18 protein-coding genes are annotated in these 19,183 nt (G+C 72.7%); 12 read left to right on the top strand and 6 right to left on the bottom strand.

Annotated features, from left to right (window positions below; genetic code table 11):
• Together ABWI04_RS35360 and ABWI04_RS35355 are read left to right on the top strand one after the other, a co-directional pair.
• The coding region (locus ABWI04_RS35360; protein WP_353835115.1) for an RNA polymerase sigma factor at positions 1-994 on the top strand (994 nt) is incomplete at its 5' end.
• 80 nt (positions 995-1,074) lie between these two features.
• A complete protein-coding gene (locus ABWI04_RS35355) occupies positions 1,075-1,800 on the top strand; it encodes a DUF899 family protein (RefSeq protein WP_353835114.1) in 726 nt (241 codons plus the stop codon).
• Positions 1,801-1,848: 48 nt separating this feature from the next.
• Here the strand turns inward: ABWI04_RS35355 and ABWI04_RS35350 are convergent, their stop codons facing one another.
• Positions 1,849-2,637, bottom strand: a complete 789-nt coding sequence (locus ABWI04_RS35350; protein ID WP_353835113.1) for an enoyl-CoA hydratase/isomerase family protein — start codon at positions 2,635-2,637, stop codon at positions 1,849-1,851.
• 80 nt (positions 2,638-2,717) lie between these two features.
• Between ABWI04_RS35350 and ABWI04_RS35345 the strand changes: the two genes are divergently transcribed.
• Both ABWI04_RS35345 and ABWI04_RS35340 read left to right on the top strand, forming a co-directional pair.
• Positions 2,718-3,596, top strand: coding sequence for a biotin--[acetyl-CoA-carboxylase] ligase (locus tag ABWI04_RS35345; RefSeq protein WP_345187288.1), 879 nt, complete (start codon positions 2,718-2,720; stop codon positions 3,594-3,596).
• A 123-nt stretch (positions 3,597-3,719) separates the two neighbouring features.
• Positions 3,720-4,727 carry an adenylate/guanylate cyclase domain-containing protein gene (locus tag ABWI04_RS35340; RefSeq protein WP_353835112.1) on the top strand — a complete coding sequence of 336 codons (1,008 nt, stop codon included), beginning with the start codon at positions 3,720-3,722 and terminating at the stop codon, positions 4,725-4,727.
• 3 nt (positions 4,728-4,730) lie between these two features.
• Here the strand turns inward: ABWI04_RS35340 and bfr are convergent, their stop codons facing one another.
• Both bfr and ABWI04_RS35330 read right to left on the bottom strand, forming a co-directional pair.
• The gene (gene bfr / locus ABWI04_RS35335) at positions 4,731-5,228 is read right to left on the bottom strand and encodes a bacterioferritin (RefSeq protein WP_345187283.1); all 498 of its coding nucleotides are present in this window, start codon (positions 5,226-5,228) and stop codon (positions 4,731-4,733) included.
• A gap of 95 nt (positions 5,229-5,323) precedes the next feature.
• Positions 5,324-5,548: a (2Fe-2S)-binding protein gene (locus ABWI04_RS35330; protein WP_345187280.1), complete on the bottom strand. Its 225-nt coding sequence runs from the start codon at positions 5,546-5,548 to the stop codon at positions 5,324-5,326.
• A 234-nt stretch (positions 5,549-5,782) separates the two neighbouring features.
• Here ABWI04_RS35330 and glgX point away from each other — a divergent pair, with 234 nt between their 5' ends.
• The 5 genes from glgX to ABWI04_RS35305 all read left to right on the top strand — a co-directional run bounded on the left by glgX (position 5,783) and on the right by ABWI04_RS35305 (position 14,328).
• Entirely contained in the window at positions 5,783-7,948 is a 2,166-nt protein-coding gene (gene glgX, locus ABWI04_RS35325) for a glycogen debranching protein GlgX (RefSeq protein ID WP_345187278.1), read from the top strand.
• A 74-nt stretch (positions 7,949-8,022) separates the two neighbouring features.
• On the top strand, positions 8,023-10,311 hold the full coding sequence (gene treY / locus ABWI04_RS35320; RefSeq protein WP_353835111.1) for a malto-oligosyltrehalose synthase: 2,289 nt from the start codon (positions 8,023-8,025) through the stop codon (positions 10,309-10,311).
• Positions 10,308-12,161, top strand: a complete 1,854-nt coding sequence (gene treZ / locus ABWI04_RS35315) for a malto-oligosyltrehalose trehalohydrolase (RefSeq protein WP_353835110.1) — start codon at positions 10,308-10,310, stop codon at positions 12,159-12,161. Before treY ends, treZ begins: the two co-directional genes overlap by 4 nt.
• A gap of 123 nt (positions 12,162-12,284) precedes the next feature.
• Positions 12,285-12,956, top strand: coding sequence for a response regulator transcription factor (locus ABWI04_RS35310; protein ID WP_026402549.1), 672 nt, complete (start codon positions 12,285-12,287; stop codon positions 12,954-12,956).
• A 100-nt stretch (positions 12,957-13,056) separates the two neighbouring features.
• On the top strand, positions 13,057-14,328 hold the full coding sequence (locus tag ABWI04_RS35305; protein WP_345187269.1) for an ATP-binding protein: 1,272 nt from the start codon (positions 13,057-13,059) through the stop codon (positions 14,326-14,328).
• Between the two features lie 14 nt (positions 14,329-14,342).
• On the opposite strand, the gene ABWI04_RS35300 is transcribed toward ABWI04_RS35305, so the two are convergent.
• Entirely contained in the window at positions 14,343-14,927 is a 585-nt protein-coding gene (locus ABWI04_RS35300) for a GtrA family protein (RefSeq protein ID WP_345187267.1), read from the bottom strand.
• Between the two features lie 290 nt (positions 14,928-15,217).
• On the opposite strand from ABWI04_RS35300, the gene ABWI04_RS35295 reads away from it, so the two are divergent.
• The gene (locus ABWI04_RS35295) at positions 15,218-16,378 is read left to right on the top strand and encodes a 5-(carboxyamino)imidazole ribonucleotide synthase (RefSeq protein WP_345187304.1); all 1,161 of its coding nucleotides are present in this window, start codon (positions 15,218-15,220) and stop codon (positions 16,376-16,378) included.
• Between the two features lie 65 nt (positions 16,379-16,443).
• Positions 16,444-16,911 carry a 5-(carboxyamino)imidazole ribonucleotide mutase gene (gene purE, locus ABWI04_RS35290; protein ID WP_345187302.1) on the top strand — a complete coding sequence of 156 codons (468 nt, stop codon included), beginning with the start codon at positions 16,444-16,446 and terminating at the stop codon, positions 16,909-16,911.
• A gap of 43 nt (positions 16,912-16,954) precedes the next feature.
• On the opposite strand, the gene ABWI04_RS35285 is transcribed toward purE, so the two are convergent.
• Complete coding sequence (locus ABWI04_RS35285) at positions 16,955-17,374, bottom strand: CoA-binding protein (RefSeq protein WP_345187266.1); 420 nt, start codon at positions 17,372-17,374, stop codon at positions 16,955-16,957.
• A gap of 61 nt (positions 17,375-17,435) precedes the next feature.
• A complete protein-coding gene (locus tag ABWI04_RS35280) occupies positions 17,436-18,770 on the bottom strand; it encodes a UDP-glucose dehydrogenase family protein (RefSeq protein WP_353835109.1) in 1,335 nt (444 codons plus the stop codon).
• A 114-nt stretch (positions 18,771-18,884) separates the two neighbouring features.
• Between ABWI04_RS35280 and ABWI04_RS35275 the strand changes: the two genes are divergently transcribed.
• The coding region (locus ABWI04_RS35275; RefSeq protein WP_353835108.1) for an acyl-CoA dehydrogenase family protein at positions 18,885-19,183 on the top strand (299 nt) is incomplete at its 3' end.

Genomic DNA, 19,183 nt, shown 5'->3' with positions numbered 1-19,183 from the left:
GCGCGACCGGCTGCGCCGCGACGCGGCCGGCGCGGCCAAGCTGCGCCTGCTCGCGGCCGGCGGCGCCGGTGAGCCCGCGGAGGAGGACGTCCCCGACGAGCGGCTCAGGCTGATCTTCACCTGCTGCCACCCGGCGCTGCCGTTCCCGGCCCGGGTCGCGCTCACCCTGCGCACGCTGGCGGGGCTGAGCACCGCCGAGATCGCCAGGGCGTTCCTGACCGCCGAACCCGCGATGGCGCAGCGCCTGGTCCGCGCGAAGCGCAAGATCCGGGAGGCGGGCGTCCCGTACCGGGTCCCGGCGGCCGCGGATCTCCCGCGGCGCCTCGCCGCCGTCCTCGCGGTGCTCTACCTGATCTACAACGAGGGCTACGGCGGGGAGGAGCGGCAGGGGCTGACGGCCGAGGCCGTCCACCTGGCGCGCGTGCTCGTCCGGCTGATGCCGGCCGAACCCGAGCCGCGGGGGCTGCTCGCGCTGATGCTGCTGCACGAGGCCCGCCGCCCCACGCGCACGGACGGCGGCGTCCTGGTCACCCTGGAGGGCCAGGACAGGTCCCGATGGGACAGGGCGCTCATCGCCGAAGGCGTGGAGACGCTCGACCGGGCGGTCGCGATGCGGCGCTCCGGCCCCTACCAGGTGCAGGCCGCCATCGCCGCCTGCCACGCCACGGCGCCCGACGCGGCGGCCACCGACTGGCCGCAGATCGCGGCACTGTACGGCGAGCTGGCCCGGCTGGCGCCGTCCCCGGTCGTGGACCTCAACCGCGCCGTGGCGGTCGCGATGGCGGACGGCGTCGCGGCCGGCCTCGCCCTCGTCGACGAGCTCGCGGCGTCCGGGAGGCTCGCCGGGTACCACCTCCTGCCCGCGACCCGCGCCGACCTGCTCCGTCGCGACGGCCGCGCCGCCGAGGCCAGAGCGGCGTACGAGGAGGCGCTGGCGCTCGCGCCCACCGAGCCCGAGCGCCGCTATCTGGCGCGCCGCCTCCGCGAACTCTGAGGAATTCTTCGCCGCGGGTGTCGATCCCGGCGGGCGCCCTTCGTCGGTGGGGCGACGGTCCACCGAGAGGAAGGGAAGCCATGAACCCCACGACGCCGATGCCCGAGGTGGTCGACCGGGCCGCCTGGCAGGCCGAGCTGGACGCCCTGCGGGAGAGGGAGAAGGCCCACACCCGCGCGGGCGACGCGATCGCGGCGGCGCGGCGGCGGCTGCCGATGGTGGAGGTGGACGCCTCCGCGCCCCTGACCGGCCCGGACGGCCCCGTGACGCTGCTGGACGCCTTCGAGGGCCGCCGCCAGCTGATCGCGTACTACATGATGTGGTCCGCCGGCCGGCCCGCCGCCGAGCAGTGCGACGGCTGCACGTACTTCAACGGCCAGGTCAGGGAGCTCTCCAACCTGCACGCCGCGGGCATCACCTACGCCACCCTCTGCCAGGGCCCCTACGAGGAGAGCGTGCGGTACCGCGACTTCATGGGCTGGGAGATGCCCTGGTACTCCGCCCAGGACTCCGCCGAAACCCTGCTCACCGGCCGCCGGGCCGGCATGTTCCACCTGGTCTTCTACCTGCGGGACGGCGACCGCGTCTTCGAGACCTACTGGACGAACGGCCGCGGCGTCGAGGCCATGGACATCGCCTACTCGCTCATGGACATGTCCGTCTACGGGCGCCAGGAGGCGTGGGAGGACTCGCCTGAAGGCTGGCCGCGCGAGGGGTCGGTCGACGGCGGCTTCTTCCGCGCCGACGGCCGCCCGATGGCCCAGTGGCCCCGCCTGAAGGCAGGCCACTCCGACACCCTCACCTAGAAGCCGAGCCCCCGCCACGGGCAGGGGGTTCCAGGGGTCGCCCCTGGGCTAGCTCGGCCAGACCGGCTTGCGCTTCTCGTTGAAGGCGGCGATGCCCTCGCGGCGGTCGGCGGAGAAGGCGACGGTGCGCCAGGCGTTCTCTTCGAGGTCGAGGGCGGCTTCCAGGGCGGCGCCGCCGCCCTGGCGCATCGCGCGCTTGGCGGCGCGGACGGCGGTGGGGGAGTTGCCGGCGATGACCTCGGCGATGCCGAGGGCCTCCTCGCGGGCGGTGCCCGCGGGGACCCGGCGGTCGGCGAGGCCGTAGGCGAGGGCCTCCTCGACGCCGAGGCGGCGGCCGGTGAAGACCAGGTCGGCGGCCTTGCCGGGGCCGAGGCGGCGCAGCGCGAGCTGGGTTCCGCCGCCGCCGGGCACGAGGCCGACGCCCACCTCGGGGAGGCCGAACACGGCCGACTCGTCCGCGACGACGATGTCGGCGGACAGCGCGAACTCGCAGCCGCCGCCGAGGGCGTAGCCGTGCACGGCCGCGACCACCGGCTGCGGGAGGTTCAGGACGCCGCCGAACGCGGCGCGGAAGACGGGGCGCTGCGCGAGGATCTCCTCGTCGCTCATCGCGTTGCGCTCCTTGAGGTCGGCGCCCACGCAGAACGCCTTCTCCCCGGCGGCGCTGAGGACCACCGCGCGGACCGACGCGTCCGCCGCGACCTCGGCGCACACGCCCGCGAGGCGCCGGGCCATCGCGGTCGACAGGGCGTTGAGGGCCTCGGGGCGGTCCAGCACGATCTCCGCGACGTGCCCGTCGCGCCGCAGCGTCACACCATCCAGCGTCGCACCATCCATGGGGGCACCCTAACGAGCGCGGCCGCCGCGGCCGGACGCCGGTCCCAAGATCGACTTCGGGATGAGGTTGGATTGGTCGTGTGAGCGACTCGCGTTATGGGGATCTCGGCCGGCCGCCGCTGCACGAGGCGGCGCTGCGGCGCGCGCTCGTGCGGGAGGGCGGGCTGTGGCGGGACGTCCGCGTGGTGGAGGAGACCGGGTCCACCAACGCCGACCTCGCGGAGCGGGCGCGGGAGGGCGCGCCGGAGGGGACCGTGCTGGTCACCGAGCTGCAGACGGCGGGCCGGGGGCGGCTCGGGCGGACCTGGACGGCGCCGCCGCGGTCGGGCCTGACGTTCTCGATGCTGCTGCGCCCCCGCGTCCCGGTGGCGCGGTTCGGGTGGGCGTCGCTGCTGACCGGCGTGGCGGTCGCCACCGCCCTCCGCCGGATGACCGCTTGGTCGCAGGCGGGGGAGGGGTTCCTCGGCGACGGCGGCGAGGGCGGTGAGGACGGCGACACCGCGGTGGACGTGCGCCTCAAGTGGCCGAACGACGTGCTGGTCGGGGACCGCAAGCTCGCCGGGATCCTCGCCGAGATGGTCGACGGCGGGCTCGTGGTCGGGGTCGGGCTGAACGTGGGCCTGCGCGAGGAGGAGCTGCCGGTGCCGACCGCGACGTCCCTCGCGATCGAGGGCGCGCCGCTCAGCGACCGGGCGCCGCTGCTGCGCGCGATCCTGCGCGAGTTCGGCACCTGGTACCAGGAGTGGACGGCGCTCGGCGGCGATCCGGAGAGCAGCGGGCTGCGCACCGCGTACCGGGACCTGTGCGCGACCCTCGGCCGCGAGGTGCGGGTGGAGATGCCCGGCGGCGAGCGGCTGACCGGGACGGCGCGGGACGTGGACGAGGAGGGCCGCCTCGTGGTGGCCGGACCGGCCGGCGACACGGCGGTCAGTGCGGGCGATGTGGTGCACGTCCGGTGAACGGGACGAGGCGATCCGGCATCCGTCCGTTGACGTTGATGCTGATCTGCGACGATATGTGCGGGTACCGATTCACGACGCCGCCGCCACGGCCCACGGCGGCCGCGGACTGAGGGGCGGATGATGGCGGCCGGATTGCCGGATCCGAAGGAGATCGAAGAGCTCCTGCTGGGCGGCGAGCTGCGGTACAACCGCGTCGAGGCGGTCCGGCTGTCCGGCGTGTCGCGGGACTTCGCCGGACGGATCTGGCGGGCGTTCGGCTACCCGTCGATGCCGGACGAGACGATCGCCTACACCGAGGGCGACGTGGCGGCGCTGGACCGGCTCCGCCGGCTCGTCGACGACGGGATCCTGGACGAGGACGGCGTGATCCGGCTGGTCAGGGCGTTCGGCCAGACCATGACGCGGCTCGCCGAGTGGCAGGTCAACCTGCTGCGCAGCATGCTGACGCAGGACCTGACCGAGACGCCGTCCGCGGAGGCGGTGGACACGGTGGTGGACATCGCCGAGAAGCACATCGGCGACTTCGAGCCGCTGGTCCTGCACGCCTGGCGGCGGCAGCTCGCGGCCGCGGGGACGCGGGCGCTGGCCGCGGCGGCGAGCCGGGAGAACGGCGATTCGGCGGGCCGGCCGATGACCACGGTCGGGTTCGCGGACATGGTCTCCTTCACCCAGGTCAGCCGGGAGCTGGAGGAGATCGAGCTCGCCCGCGTCGTGGAGTGGTTCGAGGAGACCGCCGCGGACATCATCGCCTCCTGCGGCGGCCGGCTGGTCAAGACGCTCGGCGACGAGGTGCTGTTCAGCGCGGCGACGCCGGAGATCGGCGCGGAGATCGCGCTGACGGTGGCGGCGGCGATCCAGGACGAGACCGAGGTCCCGGACGTGCGGGTCGGCGTCGCCCACGGGCCCGTCCTGCCGCTGATGGGCGACGTGTTCGGCACGACCGTGAACCTCGCGGCCCGGCTCACCTCGCTCGCCCGGCCGGGCGCGGTGGTGATCGACGCGGAGCTGGCGGCGTGCCTGGAGAAGGCGCCGGGCTACGAGGTCACGCGGATCGTCAAGCGCCCGGTCCGCGGTCTCGGCATCATCCAGCCGTACGTGCTGCGCAGGAGCGGCGGGCGGGCGACGTAGGGCTCAGACGGGGCTCGGGCCGCCCTCGCCGGGCGGTTCGGTGAGGCGCTGCAGGTAGTTCTGCTCGCCGAGGGCCTGAACGAGGCTCAGCTCGGTCTCCAGGTAGTCGATGTGCTCCTCCTCGTCGGCGAGGATGTCCTCGAAGATCCGTGCGGAGGTGACGTCGCCGCGCGAGCGCATCAGCTCGATGCCGGGCCGCAGCCGGGCCACGGCCTCCATCTCGATCTCCAGGTCCGCCTTGAGCTGCTCGACGATCGTCTGCCCGATGCGCAGGGTGCCGAGCTTCTGGTAGTTCGGCAGGCCCTCCAGGAACAGGATCCGGTCGGTGAGCCGCTCCGCGTGCCGCATCTCGTCGAAGGACTCGTCGCGGGTGTGCTTGGCGATGCGGGTGAAGCCCCAGTTCTCCTGCATCTTGGAGTGCAGGAAGTACTGGTTGATCGCCGTGAGCTCGGCGGTGAGCTGCTCGTTCAGCAGAGCGATGATGTCGTTGTCGCCTTCCATGGCCCCATGCTTCCATGCCGGGCCGGATCCGGGACAGTACCTAATCGCCCACAGCGCGTTCCCCTATTGGAACGGAACGTGAGGGAGGGGTCTGTTCAGGCGGCGGTCGTGGACGCGGGATCGTTGCCGCCGAGCAGGGCGTCCGCCAGGGCCGTGGAGGCGCGGTACTCGCTGACCATCGTGTGGATGCGTTTGGTGCACAGACCGCAGCCCGGCTTGAAGCCGCAGGCCGCCTTGACGGCCTTGGCCGTCGTGCAACCGCTCGCCATGCAGCCGTGAACGTCGTCCTCGGTGACGGCGTTGCAGATGCAGACGTACATTCCGGTGGGAGACCTTCCGTGCGGCTCGTCCTCTTCGCAGCGTGCCCCACCGGCGCCGGTTAGGGCGCCCTCATTAAGGTAAGGCTCCCCTAACGTAACCCACGGATGTCCGTTCTGGCCAGTGGGGTCCTGATCGGTGTGATCCATCCCCCAGAGGGAAGGGCTTCCGGGGTGCGGCCCCCGGAACGTGCGCGGTCGGGCGCCCGGCGCCGCACCCTACGAAGGGCGGACCAATTGGCTCAGGTTTGGCCGGGTGACGCCTACCCCCTGGGGGCCCGGTTCGACGGCGCGGGAACGAACTTCGCCGTCTTCTCCGAGGTAGCCGAGAAGGTGGAGCTGTGCCTGTTCGACGGACCGGCGGGCGACGGTGAGGAGACGCGGCTGACGCTGCCGGAGGTGGACGCCTTCGTGTGGCACGGCTACCTGCCGGGCGTCATGCCGGGACGCCGGTACGGGTTCCGGGTGCACGGGCCGTACGATCCGCCGCGCGGCCTGCGCTGCAACCCCTCGAAGCTGCTGCTCGACCCGTACGCCCAGGCCGTCGAAGGCCAGGTCGACTGGGACGAGGCGTGCTTCGGATACAACTTCGGAGACCCCTGGTCGCGCAACGACGCCGACTCGGCGCGCCACACGATGCGGTCGGTGGTCGTCAGCCCGTACTTCGACTGGGGGGACGACCGCCCGCCCCGCACCCCCTACCACGAGACGGTGATCTACGAGGCGCACGTCAAGGGGCTCACCGCCCGGCATCCGGACATCCCGCCGGCGATGCGCGGCACGTACGCGGCGCTCGGCCACCCGGTGATCACGGACCACCTGCGCTCGATCGGGGTGACGGCGGTCGAGCTGATGCCCGTCCACCAGTTCGTCCACGACGACGCGCTGACGAGCCGCGGGCTGCGCAACTACTGGGGCTACAACACCATCGGCTTCTTCGCGCCGCACAACGAGTACTCCTCGTCCGGCCAGCGCGGCGAGCAGGTGCTGGAGTTCAAGGCGATGGTGAAGTCGCTGCACGAGGCCGGGATCGAGGTGATCCTGGACGTCGTCTACAACCACACCGCCGAGGGCAACCACCTCGGGCCGACGCTGTCGTTCCGCGGCCTCGACAACGCCTCGTACTACCGGCTCACGGAGGACGACGGCCGCTACTACATGGACACCACGGGCACCGGCAACAGCCTGCTGATGCGCAGCCCCCACGTCCTGCAGCTGATCATGGATTCGCTGCGGTTCTGGGTGACCGAGATGCACGTGGACGGGTTCCGCTTCGACCTCGCCGCGACGCTGGCCCGCGAGCTGCACGCGGTGGACCGGCTGTCGGCGTTCTTCGACCTCGTCCAGCAGGACCCGGTGGTCTCCCAGGTCAAGCTGATCGCCGAGCCGTGGGACGTGGGGGAGGGCGGCTACCAGGTCGGCAACTTCCCGCCGCTGTGGACGGAATGGAACGGCCAGTACCGGGACACGACGCGCGACTACTGGCGCGGGCAGCCGGGCACGCTGCCCGACTTCGCCTCCCGGCTGACGGGCTCGTCCGACCTGTACGCCGACGACGGCCGCCGTCCCATCGCCTCGATCAACTTCGTGACCTGCCATGACGGCTTCACGCTGCACGACCTCGTCTCCTACGACGGCAAGCACAACGAGGCCAACGGGGAGGGGAACCGGGACGGCACCGACGACAACCGGTCGTGGAACTGCGGCCACGAGGGCGAGACCGACGACCTCGACATCATCTCGCTGCGCGAGCGGCAGAAGCGCAACTTCCTGACCACGCTGTTCCTGTCGCAGGGCGTGCCGATGCTCCTGCACGGCGACGAGATAGGGCGGACGCAGGGCGGCAACAACAACGCCTACTGCCAGGACAGCGAGCTGTCGTGGGTCGACTGGACGGGCCTGCGCGACGACACGTTCTTCGACGAGCGCGGCCCGCTGCTCGACTTCGTCCGCCGCCTGTCGGCGCTGCGCACCGAGCATCCGGTGTTCCGGCGGCGGCGCTTCTTCACCGGCGGCGACGAGAGCTCCAAGCGCACCCGCGCGGGAGCGAGGCCCGAGGATCTGCCCGACCTCGTCTGGTTCACGCCCGGCGGGGCGGAGATGACCGGCCGCGACTGGTCCGCCGGCTTCAACAAGTCCCTCACCGTGTTCCTGAACGGCGACGCGATCGGCGAACCGGACCGGCGCGGACGGCAGGTCAGGGACGCCTCGTTCCTGCTGCTGATCAACGCCCATGACGGGGACCTGGCGTTCGCGCTTCCGCCCGTGCTGTACGGGCAGATGTGGATAAAGGTGCTCGACACCGCCGATCCGCTGCTCGCCGAGGAGGAGTCGCCCGTCGTGAAGTCCCGCGAGAACGTGCCGGTCGCCGCCCGGTCCATCCAGGTCATGCGCCGGGTCTGAGGCGGGGGTACGAGATGGAGGCCGAGCCCGCCCCCGAGGAACCGATGCCCGTCACCGAACCCCCCGAGGAAACCGTGTCCGAGGACCACAGCCCCGAACGGGCGGAGACATCCGAACGCGTGGACGGCGGCGTCCCGGAGGAGGACGCCCTCGCCGCGCCGCCGACCGGCACCTACCGCCTCCAGCTCCGAGGGACGCCCGAGGCGCACTTCGGGTTCGCCGACGCCGCGGCGCTGGCCCCCTACCTCGCGGCCCTCGGCGTGTCGCACGTCTACCTGTCGCCGGTCCTGCAGGCCGCGCCGGGCTCCACGCACGGCTACGACGTCGTCGACCACTCCCGGCTGTCGGAGGAGCTCGGCGGACCGGAGGCGTTCGGCGCCATGGTGACCCGGTTCCGGGCGCACGGGCTCCGGGTGCTGGTGGACGTCGTCCCGAACCACATGGCGATCCCGGAGCCGGCCGGGCTGAACCTGCCCTTCGCCGACGTCCTGGCGGAGGGGCCGCGGTCGCGGTTCGCCCGGTGGTTCGACGTCGACTGGGAGGCCGGCGGCGGGCGGCTCGTCCCGCCCGGCGAGGGCGAGCCCAACTACCGGCGCTTCTTCGACATCTCCGGCCTGATCGGGCTGCGGCAGGAGGACGCGGAGGTCTTCGAGCGCACGCACGCGCTCCTGCTGAACCTGGTCAGGGACGGTCTGGTGGACGGGCTGCGCGTCGACCATCCCGACGGGCTCGCCGACCCGCGCGGCTACCTGCGGCGGCTCGCCGAGGCCGCGCCGGACCGCTGGCTGCTCGTCGAGAAGATCACCGAGGGGGAGGAGCGGCTGCCGCCGGACTGGCCGTGCGCGGGCACCACCGGCTACGACGCGCTCGGCATGATCGGCGGGCTGTTCCTCGATCCCGCCGGGGAGGGGCCGCTGACCGGCTACTACGTGTCGCTGACGGGCAACCCGGCCTCCTTCGAGGAGGTCGAGCGCGACGCCCGGACGCACGCCGCCGAGCACGGCCTCAGGCCCGAGATCGAGCGGCTCCAGCGCGTCCTCGCCCGGGTCGTGGGCGAGCGCCGTCCCGGCCTGGAGAGGGCACTGGTCGAACTGCTGGTCTCCATGCCCGTCTACCGCGCGTACGTCGTGCCCGGGGAGGACGCTCCCCAGCAGGCCGTGGACGTCGTGAACGAGGCCGCCCGCCGTGCGCGCGCGCACCTGCCACAGGACCTGCACGACGACCTCGAGGTCATCGTGGACCTGGCCCTGGGGCGCGGTGAGCGCACCGACGCCGAGTTCATCGTGCGTTTCCAGCAGACCTCCTCCCCGCTCGCCGCCAAGGGCGTGGAGGACACGGCGTTCTACCGCTGGAACCGCATGGCCGCGCTGAACGAGGTGGGCGGCGCGCCGGGCCGCTTCAGCGTCGCGCAGCCGGACTTCCACGCGTTCTGCATCCGGCTCGCCCGCGACTGGCCGTTGACGATGACGACGCTGTCCACGCACGACACCAAGCGCGAGGAGGACGTGCGGGCCTGGCTGGCGGTGTTGTCGGAACTGCCCGCGGAGTGGGCCGAATCGGTGGAACGGTGGCGGAACTGGGGGCCCGGCACATCACCCCTGGAACCGGACCTGGAGTACCTGTTCTGGCAGACGCTCGTCGGTGCGTGGCCGCTCACCATCGGGAGGCTGGAGGAGTTCCTCACCAAGGCGATGCGCGAGGCCAAGACGCGCACTTCCTGGGCCGAACAGGACTCCGGCTACGAGGAGGCCGTCCTGGAGTACGCGCGCGGCGTCCTGGCCGATCCGGACCTGGTGACCGACATGACGTCCTTCGTCGCGAAGCTGGCCCCGTACGCGCGCGTGAACACGCTCGGGCAGAAGCTCGTCCAGCTGGCGATGCCGGGCGTCCCGGACGTCTACCAGGGATGCGAGATGACGGGCCTGTCGCTGGTCGACCCCGACAACCGGCGGCCGGTCGACTACGGGCGGCGCCGCGAGCACCTGTTCCGGCTCGACACCGGGCGGCAGCCGAAGGAGGTGGACGACGAGAAGCTGCTGGTCACGTCCCGGGCGCTGCGGCTGCGCCGGTCCCATCCGGAGTGGTTCGGGCCCGGTTCCCGGCACGAGCCGATCACCGCGCGCGGGCCCGCCGCCGACCACGTCGTGGGGTTCGCCCGGGGCGAGGCCGTCGCGCTCGCCACCCGGCTCCCCGTGGGGCTGGAGAGCCGCGGGGGCTGGAAGGGGACCCGCGTGGACGTCCGCCGTCAGGGCTGGCGGGACGTCCTGACCGGCTGCACGCACATGGGCCCGATCCTGGACGCCTCGCGCGTGTTCGAGCACCTTCCCGTCGCGCTGCTCGTCCCCAGGGAGATCGATCGGTGAGCGCGCGTTTCGAGGTGTGGGCCCCGGCCGCCGGCCGCGTGGACGTCGAGGCGGGCGGCGCCCGGTACGCCATGGAGCCGCGGTCTCCCGATCCGGGGCCTTCCGGATGGTGGGAGGCCGTGGTGCCGGACGCCTCCCACGGCACCGACTACGGGTTCGTCCTGGACGGGGCGGACGAGGTGCTGCCCGACCCCCGTTCACCCTGGCAGCCCGACGGCGTCCACGGTCAGAGCCGCGTCTACGACCACGGACGGTTCGCCTGGACCGACCGGCACTGGCACGGACGCCCGCTCGCCGGAAGCGTCCTGTACGAGATGCACGTGGGCACTTTCACGCCCGAAGGCACGTTCGACGCGGCGATCGAACGTCTCGACCACTTGGCGGCACTCGGCATCGACGCCGTGGAACTGCTGCCGGTCGCGTCCTTCCCCGGCCGTCACGGCTGGGGATACGACGGTGTTCACCTTTGGGCGCCGCACGAGCCCTACGGCGGGCCCGACGGTCTGAAGCGTTTCGTGGACGCCGCCCATGCGCGCGGTCTGGCCGTAGTGCTGGACGTCGTCTACAACCATCTGGGACCGGACGGGAATCGCCTGGGAAGTTTCGGCCCGTACTTCACGAGCGCCCATGCCACCCCGTGGGGCGACGCAGTGAACTTCGACCAGGAAGGGTCGGACGAGGTTCGCGCGTTCGTCGTCCAGAACGCGCTGATGTGGTTGCGCGACTACCACCTGGACGGGCTGCGCCTCGACGCCGTCCACGCCATCACCGACCACGGCGCGGTGCACCTACTGGAAGAGATGGGACGCGCCGTGGCGGCGCTTTCGGCCCACCTCGGCCGGGAACTGTTCCTCATCGCCGAATCGGATCTGAACGACCCGCGCCTGGTGACGTCCAGAGAAGCGGGCGGTTACGGGCTGGACGCCCAGTGGAGCGACGACTTCCACCACGCCCTGCACGCCGCGCTCACCGGTGAAAGGCAGGGTTACTACTGCGACTTCGGCTCTCTGGAAACGCTGAAGAAGGCCTTCACCAGAGCCTTCGTGCACGACGGCACCATGTCGACCTACCGGGGACGGCATCACGGCCGGCCTGTGAATGTCCGGGAGACGCCCGCGCACAGGTTCCTCGGTTTTCTCCAGAACCACGACCAGGTGGGCAACCGCGCGGCGGGGGACCGCATCGGCGCCCTTCTGCCGTCTCCTGGCCTGCTCAAAGTCGGCGCGGCGCTGCTCCTGCTCTCGCCTTTCACGCCCATGCTCTTCATGGGCGAGGAATGGGGCGCGACGACCCCCTGGTGCTACTTCACCGACCACCAGGACCCGGAGCTGGCGCGCGCGGTCAGCGAGGGGCGGCGGCGCGAGTTCTCCCGGCACGGCTGGAGCGGCGAGATCCCCGATCCACAGGCTGTGGAAACCTTCCGCCGGTCCGTCCTCGACTGGACCGAACCGGACCGGCCGCCGCACGCCGGCCTGCTCGAATGGCACCGCGACCTGATCGCGCTGCGCCGCTCCCGGCCCGAGTTGAACGACCCCCGGCTGACCGCGGCGACGGTCGAGACGCACGACGGGGCGCCCGGCGGACCGGACGACGGGGCGGACGACGTCGCGGCGCGGTGGCTGACCGTGCGGCGCGGCTCGGTGTGCGTGGCGGCGAACCTCGGTGACCGGCCCGCCCTGGTTCCGGTGCCCGGTTCCGGCGGGACCGCCCCCGGGCTGCTGATCGCCTCGGATCCGGCGATTCGCCTTGACCCGGTCGGCCTCGGCGATTCCGGAACGGCCTCGGTGGTGCTGCCGGGCGCCTCGGTCGCGGTCCTCGACCTGGCCGGGCCCCCCGCCCTGCGGGCGTGATGCGGCCTACATCCCGATCGCGACTGAAAAATGGTGATCGTGGATGTACTACGAGTGGCAAACCGCAGGTCAAGAGCGCGGCGGTAGCCGAGCAAAGGTCAAGTTTGGTCATACGATCGGTTCATGACCTCAGTACTGCTCGCCGAGGACGACACGTCCATCTCCGAGCCTCTCGCCCGCGCGCTGCGTCGCGAGGGGTACACCGTCGAAGTCAGCCCCGACGGCCCTCAGGCGCTGGAGCGGGCGCTCGGGGGCGGCGTGGACCTGATCGTCCTCGATCTCGGCCTTCCCGAGCTGGACGGCCTTGAGGTGGCCCGCCGGGTGCGGGCCGAGGGGCACGGCGTGCCCATCCTGATCCTGACCGCCCGTGCCGACGAGGTCGACACCGTCGTCGGGCTGGACGCGGGCGCGGACGACTATGTGACCAAGCCGTTCCGGCTGGCGGAGCTGCTCGCGCGGGTGCGCGCCCTGCTGCGCCGGGGCAGCACCGAGACTCCGATCGTCCAGGGGGTGCGGATCGACGCCGAGTCGCGCCGCGCCTGGATGGGCGAACAGGAGCTGCAGCTCACCACCAAGGAGTTCGACCTGCTGCGCGTCCTCGTGCGGGACGCGGGCAAGGTCGTGACCCGCGAACAGATCATGCGCGAGGTGTGGGACACCAACTGGTGGGGTTCCACCAAGACCCTCGACATGCATATTTCCTGGCTGCGCCGCAAGCTCGGCGACGACGCCGGCAGTCCCCGCTACATCACCACGGTGCGGGGCGTCGGCTTCCGGTTCGAGCGCGGCGACTAGCTCCGGCCGCCGCGGCCCGGCGGGACGCCGGGGGCCTTCCCGAGAGGCCCCCGGTGCGCGTTGCCGCACGGTCCGCGGCCCCACCCCTGAAGGAGCCCTGATGAGGCGCCGACTGCTCCTGTCGACGCTCGCGGTGGCGGTGGTCGCGCTGCTCCTGCTCGGCATACCCCTCGCCTACGCCGCGCACAAGCTCGTCTACGAGGAGGCCGGCCGGTCACTGGACCGGGAGGCGTCCTCGATCGCGGGCGGCGTGGGCTACAGCCTGGAGGCGCGCCAGCCGGTGACCCCCGCGGTCCTCGCCCGGGAGTACCCGGGACGGCATGTCTCGATCACGCTGCCGGACGGCCGGACGCTCACCGCCGGGCCGCAGCGGCGCGGTCGCGTGCTGTCGGCGACGGCGGCGCAAGGCCGGGTGCGGGTGCGGGTGTCGCGCCCGGAGGCGCAGGTCCGCGACGCCGCGCTGCGGCTGCTCCTGCTCGTCGGCAGCCTGGCCCTGCTCGGCGTGGCCGTCACGGTCGGCCTGGCGATGGTGCAGGCCCGCAGGCTGACGCTGCCGCTGGTCGACCTCGCCGAGACCGCCGACCGGCTCGGCAGCGGCAACGCCCGCCCGCGCCCGCGCCGCTACGGCATCCCCGAGGTCGACCGGGTCGCCGAGGTGTTAGACCGCAGCGCCGTCCGCATCACCGACCTGCTGGTCGCCAGCCGCGAGTTCGCGGCCGACGCCAGCCACCAGCTCCGCACCCCGCTGACCGCGCTGTCGATGCGGCTGGAAGAGATGATCGACGCCGCCGACTACCCCGACGTCGTCCGGGAGGAGGGGGCGGCGGCGGTCGCGCAGGCCGAGCGGCTCGTCGCGGTCGTCGAGCAGCTGCTCGCCCGCGCCCGGCACGACCGCACCGGCGGCGCGGTGCCGTCCCCGATCGACGAGATCATCGCGCAGCAGGTCGAGGAGTGGCGGCCGAGCTTCCGCAAGGCCGGACGGGACGTGCGGATCATCGGCGAGCAGGGACTGGTCGGCATGACCCATCCCGAGGGCCTCTCCCAGATCGTGGCCACCCTCCTGGAGAACTCGCTGACGCACGGCGCCGGCACCGTGACCATCCACACCAAGCCGGGCGCGAGCTCGGTGGTGGTCGAGGTCGGCGACGAGGGCGAGGGGATCCCGTCGGAGCTGGAGCCCCGCATCTTCGAACGCAGCGTCTCCGGCGGCCGCGGCACCGGCCTCGGCCTCTACCTGGCCCGCTCCCTGGCGGTGGTGGACGGCGGGCGCCTGGAGCTGATCCAGTCCCGTCCCGCGGTCTTCGGGGTCTTCCTGCGCCAGGCCGCCGAGGTCCGGCTGGCCGCGGAACGCGTGGTCATGGGCCCCGCCTGAGGGCCCGGCGCCGGTCAGATCTCGGCGTAGTCCTCGGCCGTCCGGTCGAGGGGGCGCCGCAGCCGGGGCGCGCGGCCCGGGGCGGCGCGGGTCGCGCCGGGGCCCTCGGCGGCGGCCTCGGCGGAGGGGGCCTCCGGCAGCCCGGACGCGGGGTCGACGTGCGGGGCGCTCGCCGGCAGGAACACCCACTTCTTGTAGGACCAGAAGCGGAACAGTGTCGCCACCGCGGTGCCGATGACCAGCGCGATGTTGTAGAAGACGGCGCCGTCCAGCCCGAGGACGTAGTGCGAGAAGCCGATGAACAGCTCGGTGATCACCAGGCCGACGCCGTTCAGCGCGAAGAACAGCACGTACTCGCGGCCGAGGCCGGTGCGGTCGCGGTGCCGGAACGTCCAGTAGCGGTTGGCGAGGTAGGAGAACGTCGTCGCGACCACCGTGGCGACGCCGTTGGACGTGAGCGGGCCCACCCCCAGGCCGGTGTGCAGGCCGTTGCCGATCGCGAACGTGATGACGAATGCGATGGCGCCCACGCTGCCGAACTGGGCCAGTTCGCGCATGAGGTGCGCGAACCGCCGGTGGATTCTGGCGACCAGGCTCACGAAGGGGAACCGTCCTTCCGGGCTTGCACTGCTGGGCACGGCGGGCGGCCGGCGACTACGGGGGAGGCACCACGAGGATAGACGTCCGTGGCCCCCGGGACGCCGGAACATGAACGGTAGGCGCTCACCTCCGGTCCGTGCCCATTGCCGGGCCCCCCACACACCGCCGGCGCTCCCCGCGCGCCTTCTCCCCCCGCGCCCCTTCGACCCCCCACAGTTCTTCGACGCGGGTGCCGCGTGGTTCGTTCGCCCCGCCCGCCCGATAGCCTTTCGACGTGAAGGTTCGTGAGATGCCCGTGGTCGGGATGGCGGGCGGAGGGCAGCTCGCAAGGATGACCCAGCAGGCCGCGATCGCCCTCGGCGTGTCGCTGCGCGTGCTCGCCGGGGCGCCGGACGAGTCGGCGGCCAAGGTCGTCTCGGACGTGCGGGTCGGCAACGACCGCGCCCTCGACGACCTGCTGGGCTTCGCCCAGGGCTGCGACGTGGTGACGTTCGACCACGAGCACGTCCCGGGGCCGCACATCCAGAAGCTGGAGGCCACCGGCGTCCCCTGCCGGCCCGGGTCGGCCGCCCTCGCCCACGCCCAGGACAAGCTCGTCATGCGCGAACGCCTGAGCGAGCTCGGCGTTCCCTGCCCCGCCTACGCGCCCGTCCCCTCGCCCGAGCCGCGGGCGTTCCTGGAGGCGTTCGGCCGCGAGCACGGCTGGCCGCTGGTCCTGAAGTCCACGCGCGGCGGCTACGACGGCAAGGGCGTCTGGGTCGTCGGCGACCTCGCGGAGGCCCAGGTCGCCGACCGGCTGCAGGCCGAGGGCGTCGACCTGATGGTGGAGCAGCACGTCGCCTTCGGCCGCGAGCTGGCCGCGCTCGTCGCCCGCTCCCCCTACGGGCAGGGCGCCGCGTACCCGATCGTGGAGACCGTCCAGGAGGGCGGCATCTGCACCGAGGTGATCTCGCCAGCGCCCGGCCTGCCGAAGGACCTCGCCGTCGAGGCGCAGAGCCTCGCCCTGCGCGTCGCCGAGGAGCTGAACGTCGTCGGCCTCCTCGCCGTCGAGCTCTTCGAGACGGACGCGGGGCTGCTGGTGAACGAGCTGGCCATGCGCCCGCACAACTCCGGGCACTGGACCATCGAGGGCGCCCGGACGTCGCAGTTCGAGCAGCACCTGCGGGCCGTCCTCGACCTGCCGCTCGGCTCCACCGAGCCCACCGCCCCGTACACGGTCATGGCCAACGTCCTCGGCGGCGACGACCCGGACGTGTACCCCCGCTACATCCACGTGATGGCCCACGACCCGGGCGTCAAGGTGCACATGTACGGCAAGGAGTCCCGGCCCGGCCGCAAGATCGGCCACGTGACCGCGCTCGGCGCCGACCTCGCCGAGGTCCGCGAGCGCGCCCGGCACGCCGCCGACTACCTGCGCTGGGGCCCCGCCATGAAAGACCATGCTCGATGAGGGACCGTGCGGTGAGCGAGTTCGAGGAGGAGGCGCGCGTGAGCGACCCGGTCGTCGGCGTGGTGATGGGGAGCGACTCTGACTGGCCCGTCATGGAGGGCGCCGCGAGGGCGCTCGAAGAGTTCGGCGTCCCCTACGAGGCCGACGTGGTGTCCGCGCACCGCATGCCGCACGACATGATCGCCTACGGGGAGGACGCGGCGTCCCGCGGCCTCCGCGTGATCATCGCGGGGGCGGGCGGCGCCGCGCACCTGCCGGGCATGCTGGCGTCGGTGACGCCGCTGCCGGTGATCGGCGTGCCCGTCCCGCTGAAGTACCTCGACGGGATGGACTCGCTGCTCTCGATCGTGCAGATGCCCGCGGGCGTCCCCGTCGCGACGGTGGCGGTCGGCGCGGCCCGCAACGCCGGCCTGCTGGCCGTCCGGATCCTGGCCGCGTACGACGACGACCTGCGCGCCAAGATGGCGGTGTTCCAGCGGCACCTCTACGGCGAGGCCAAGGCGAAGGGCGCCCGGCTGCGAGAGCGGCTCTGAGGGACGCCCGCCGCCCGCGCGGCGGCGGGCCGGCCAGGGCCGGTCAGCGCCGCAGGGCCCACTCGACGGCGGGGCAGCGGTCCATGACGACGTCGAGCCCGGCGTCCCTGGCACGCCCGGCCGCCGCCTCGTCGATCACCTGGAGCGGCAGCCACACCGCCTTCGCGCCCGCCGCGATCGCCTCGTCCACCGCCTGCCCGGCGTGCTCGGCGCGGCGGTAGACGCCCACCACGTCCACCTCGGAGGCGTCCGGGACGTCGGCGAGGGAGGCGTACCCCTTCTCGCCGAGCACCTCGCGCGCCTCCGGGTGCACGGGGATGATGCGCTTCCCTCGCTGCTGCATCAGCCGGGCCTGGGTGTGGACCTCCCGCTCCGGGTTGTCCCCGAGGCCGACGAAGACCCACGTCCTCGACTCGTTCAGCAGGCGGCGGATCACGGCCGGGTCGGCGAAGTCAGCGCTCATGCCCGCGACAACACCGCCCGCGGCCGCTTTAGTTCCGCGCCGGTTCCGCGTCAGCCCCGCGTCACGGGCGTCCCAGGGCCCGGTAGTTCCACCCGGCCGCGCGCCACCGCTCGGGGTCGAGCGCGTTGCGCCCGTCCACGATGTTGCGCTCCGCCACGGCCCCGGCGACCGTGGCCGGGTCCATGTCGCGGAACTCCGCCCACTCCGTCAGCAGCAGCACGGCGTGCGCGTCCTGGACGGCCGACATCGCCGACTCGCCGTACTCCAGCGTCGGCTGGGCGCGGCGCGCGTTGCGCATGGCCTGCGGGTCGTAGACGGTCACCCGGGCGCCCTGGGCGCGGATGGAGGCGGCCACGTCCAGCGCGGGCGAGTCGCGCACGTCGTCGGAGTTCGGCTTGAACGCGGCGCCGAGGACGCCGACCGTCCGCCCGGCGAAGGAGCCGCCGAGCAGCTGCCGGGCGAGGTCCACCATCCGGATCCGGCGCCGGATGTTGATCTCGTCGACCTCGCGCAGGAAGGTCAGCGCCTGGTCGGCGCCGAGCTCGCCCGCCCGGGCCATGAAGGCCCGGATGTCCTTCGGCAGGCAGCCGCCGCCGAACCCCAGCCCCGGGCCGAGGAACTTGCCGCCGATCCGGTCGTCGTAGGACAGCGCCTCCGAGAGCTTCGTCACGTCCGCGTGCGCGGCCTCGCAGACCTCCGCCATCGCGTTGATGAAGGAGATCTTGGTGGCGAGGAACGCGTTCGCCGACACCTTGACCAGCTCGGCGGTGGGGAAGTCGGCGGTGATGAAGGGCGTCCCCTCGGCGATCATCGTCCGGTAGACCTCGCGGAGCACCTTCTCGGCGTGCTCGGCGGCGCCCGGCTCGGCGGGCAGCCCGGCCACGATCCGGTCGGGGTGCATGGTGTCCTGGACGGCGAAGCCCTCGCGCAGGAACTCGGGGTTCCAGGCGAGCACGGCGTCGCCGCCCGCCGGCGCCGCCTTGGCGAGCGCCTCGCCGAGCCGCGCGGCCGTCCCGACCGGCACGGTCGACTTGCCGACGACCAGGCAGGGCCGCTCCAGCAGCGGCGCCAGCGACGCGATCGCGCCGTCGACGTAGGTCAGGTCGGCCGCGTACTCCCCGGCCTTCTGCGGGGTCCCGACGCACAGGAAGTGGACGTCGCCGAACTCCGCGACCTCCTCGTAGGAGGTGGTGAAGCGCAGCCGCCCGGTCTCCAGCCCCCTGCGCAGCACGGGTTCGAGCCCCGGCTCGTACACGGGCAGGTCGCCGGCCGAGAGCCGCGCGATCTTCTCCTCGTCCACGTCGAGACCCAGGACCTCGAAACCCAGGTCGGCCATGCACGCCGCGTGGGTCGCGCCGAGGTAACCGGTTCCGATGACCGTCAGCCGGTGGGACAAGGCCTGCTCCTCTCCGTTCGCTGCCGCCGACCGGCGGCCCTATTGGACACGTGCCCGCTGCGGGCGGGTACCCGCGTCGGCCGCCACTGCCTACTGGCCGGTAGCATCGGCGGCATGAGTGCTGACTTTCCCTCGTACGCGCCGTCCGAGGAGCATGAGCTGCTGCGGAGTTCGGTGCGTGAGCTGGCCGAGGCCAAGATCGCTCCTTTCGCGGCGGAGGTGGATGAGGAGTCGCGGTTCCCGCAGGAGGCGTTGGAGGCGTTGGTGGCGGGTGATCTGCATGCGGTGCACGTGCCCGAATCGTACGGGGGTGCGGGGGCCGATGCGCTGGCGACGGTGATCGTGATCGAGGAGGTGGCGCGGGTGTGCGCGTCCTCGTCGTTGATTCCGGCGGTGAACAAGCTGGGGACGGT

The sequence above is a fragment of the Actinomadura sp. NPDC000929 genome, from assembly GCF_040492065.1.
In the GTDB taxonomy this organism is placed as follows: Bacteria; Actinomycetota; Actinomycetes; order Streptosporangiales; family Streptosporangiaceae; genus Spirillospora; species Spirillospora verrucosospora.
The sequence above is the reverse complement of the archived record's forward strand: the minus strand, read 5'-3'. Positions and strand labels throughout refer to the sequence as shown.

Coding starts and splice junctions, on each gene's coding strand:
- ABWI04_RS35285 (WP_345187266.1), bottom strand. CDS start 17,374: ATGAGCGCTGACTTCGCCGACCCGGCCGTGATCCGCCGCCTGCTGAAC.
- ABWI04_RS35305 (WP_345187269.1), top strand. CDS start 13,057: ATGAGGCGCCGACTGCTCCTGTCGACGCTCGCGGTGGCGGTGGTCGCG.
- ABWI04_RS35350 (WP_353835113.1), bottom strand. CDS start 2,637: ATGGATGGTGCGACGCTGGATGGTGTGACGCTGCGGCGCGACGGGCAC.
- ABWI04_RS35295 (WP_345187304.1), top strand. CDS start 15,218: ATGCCCGTGGTCGGGATGGCGGGCGGAGGGCAGCTCGCAAGGATGACC.
- purE (WP_345187302.1), top strand. CDS start 16,444: ATGGGGAGCGACTCTGACTGGCCCGTCATGGAGGGCGCCGCGAGGGCG.
- bfr (WP_345187283.1), bottom strand. CDS start 5,228: ATGGAAGGCGACAACGACATCATCGCTCTGCTGAACGAGCAGCTCACC.
- ABWI04_RS35310 (WP_026402549.1), top strand. CDS start 12,285: ATGACCTCAGTACTGCTCGCCGAGGACGACACGTCCATCTCCGAGCCT.
- ABWI04_RS35340 (WP_353835112.1), top strand. CDS start 3,720: ATGGCGGCCGGATTGCCGGATCCGAAGGAGATCGAAGAGCTCCTGCTG.
- ABWI04_RS35355 (WP_353835114.1), top strand. CDS start 1,075: ATGAACCCCACGACGCCGATGCCCGAGGTGGTCGACCGGGCCGCCTGG.
- ABWI04_RS35330 (WP_345187280.1), bottom strand. CDS start 5,548: ATGTACGTCTGCATCTGCAACGCCGTCACCGAGGACGACGTTCACGGC.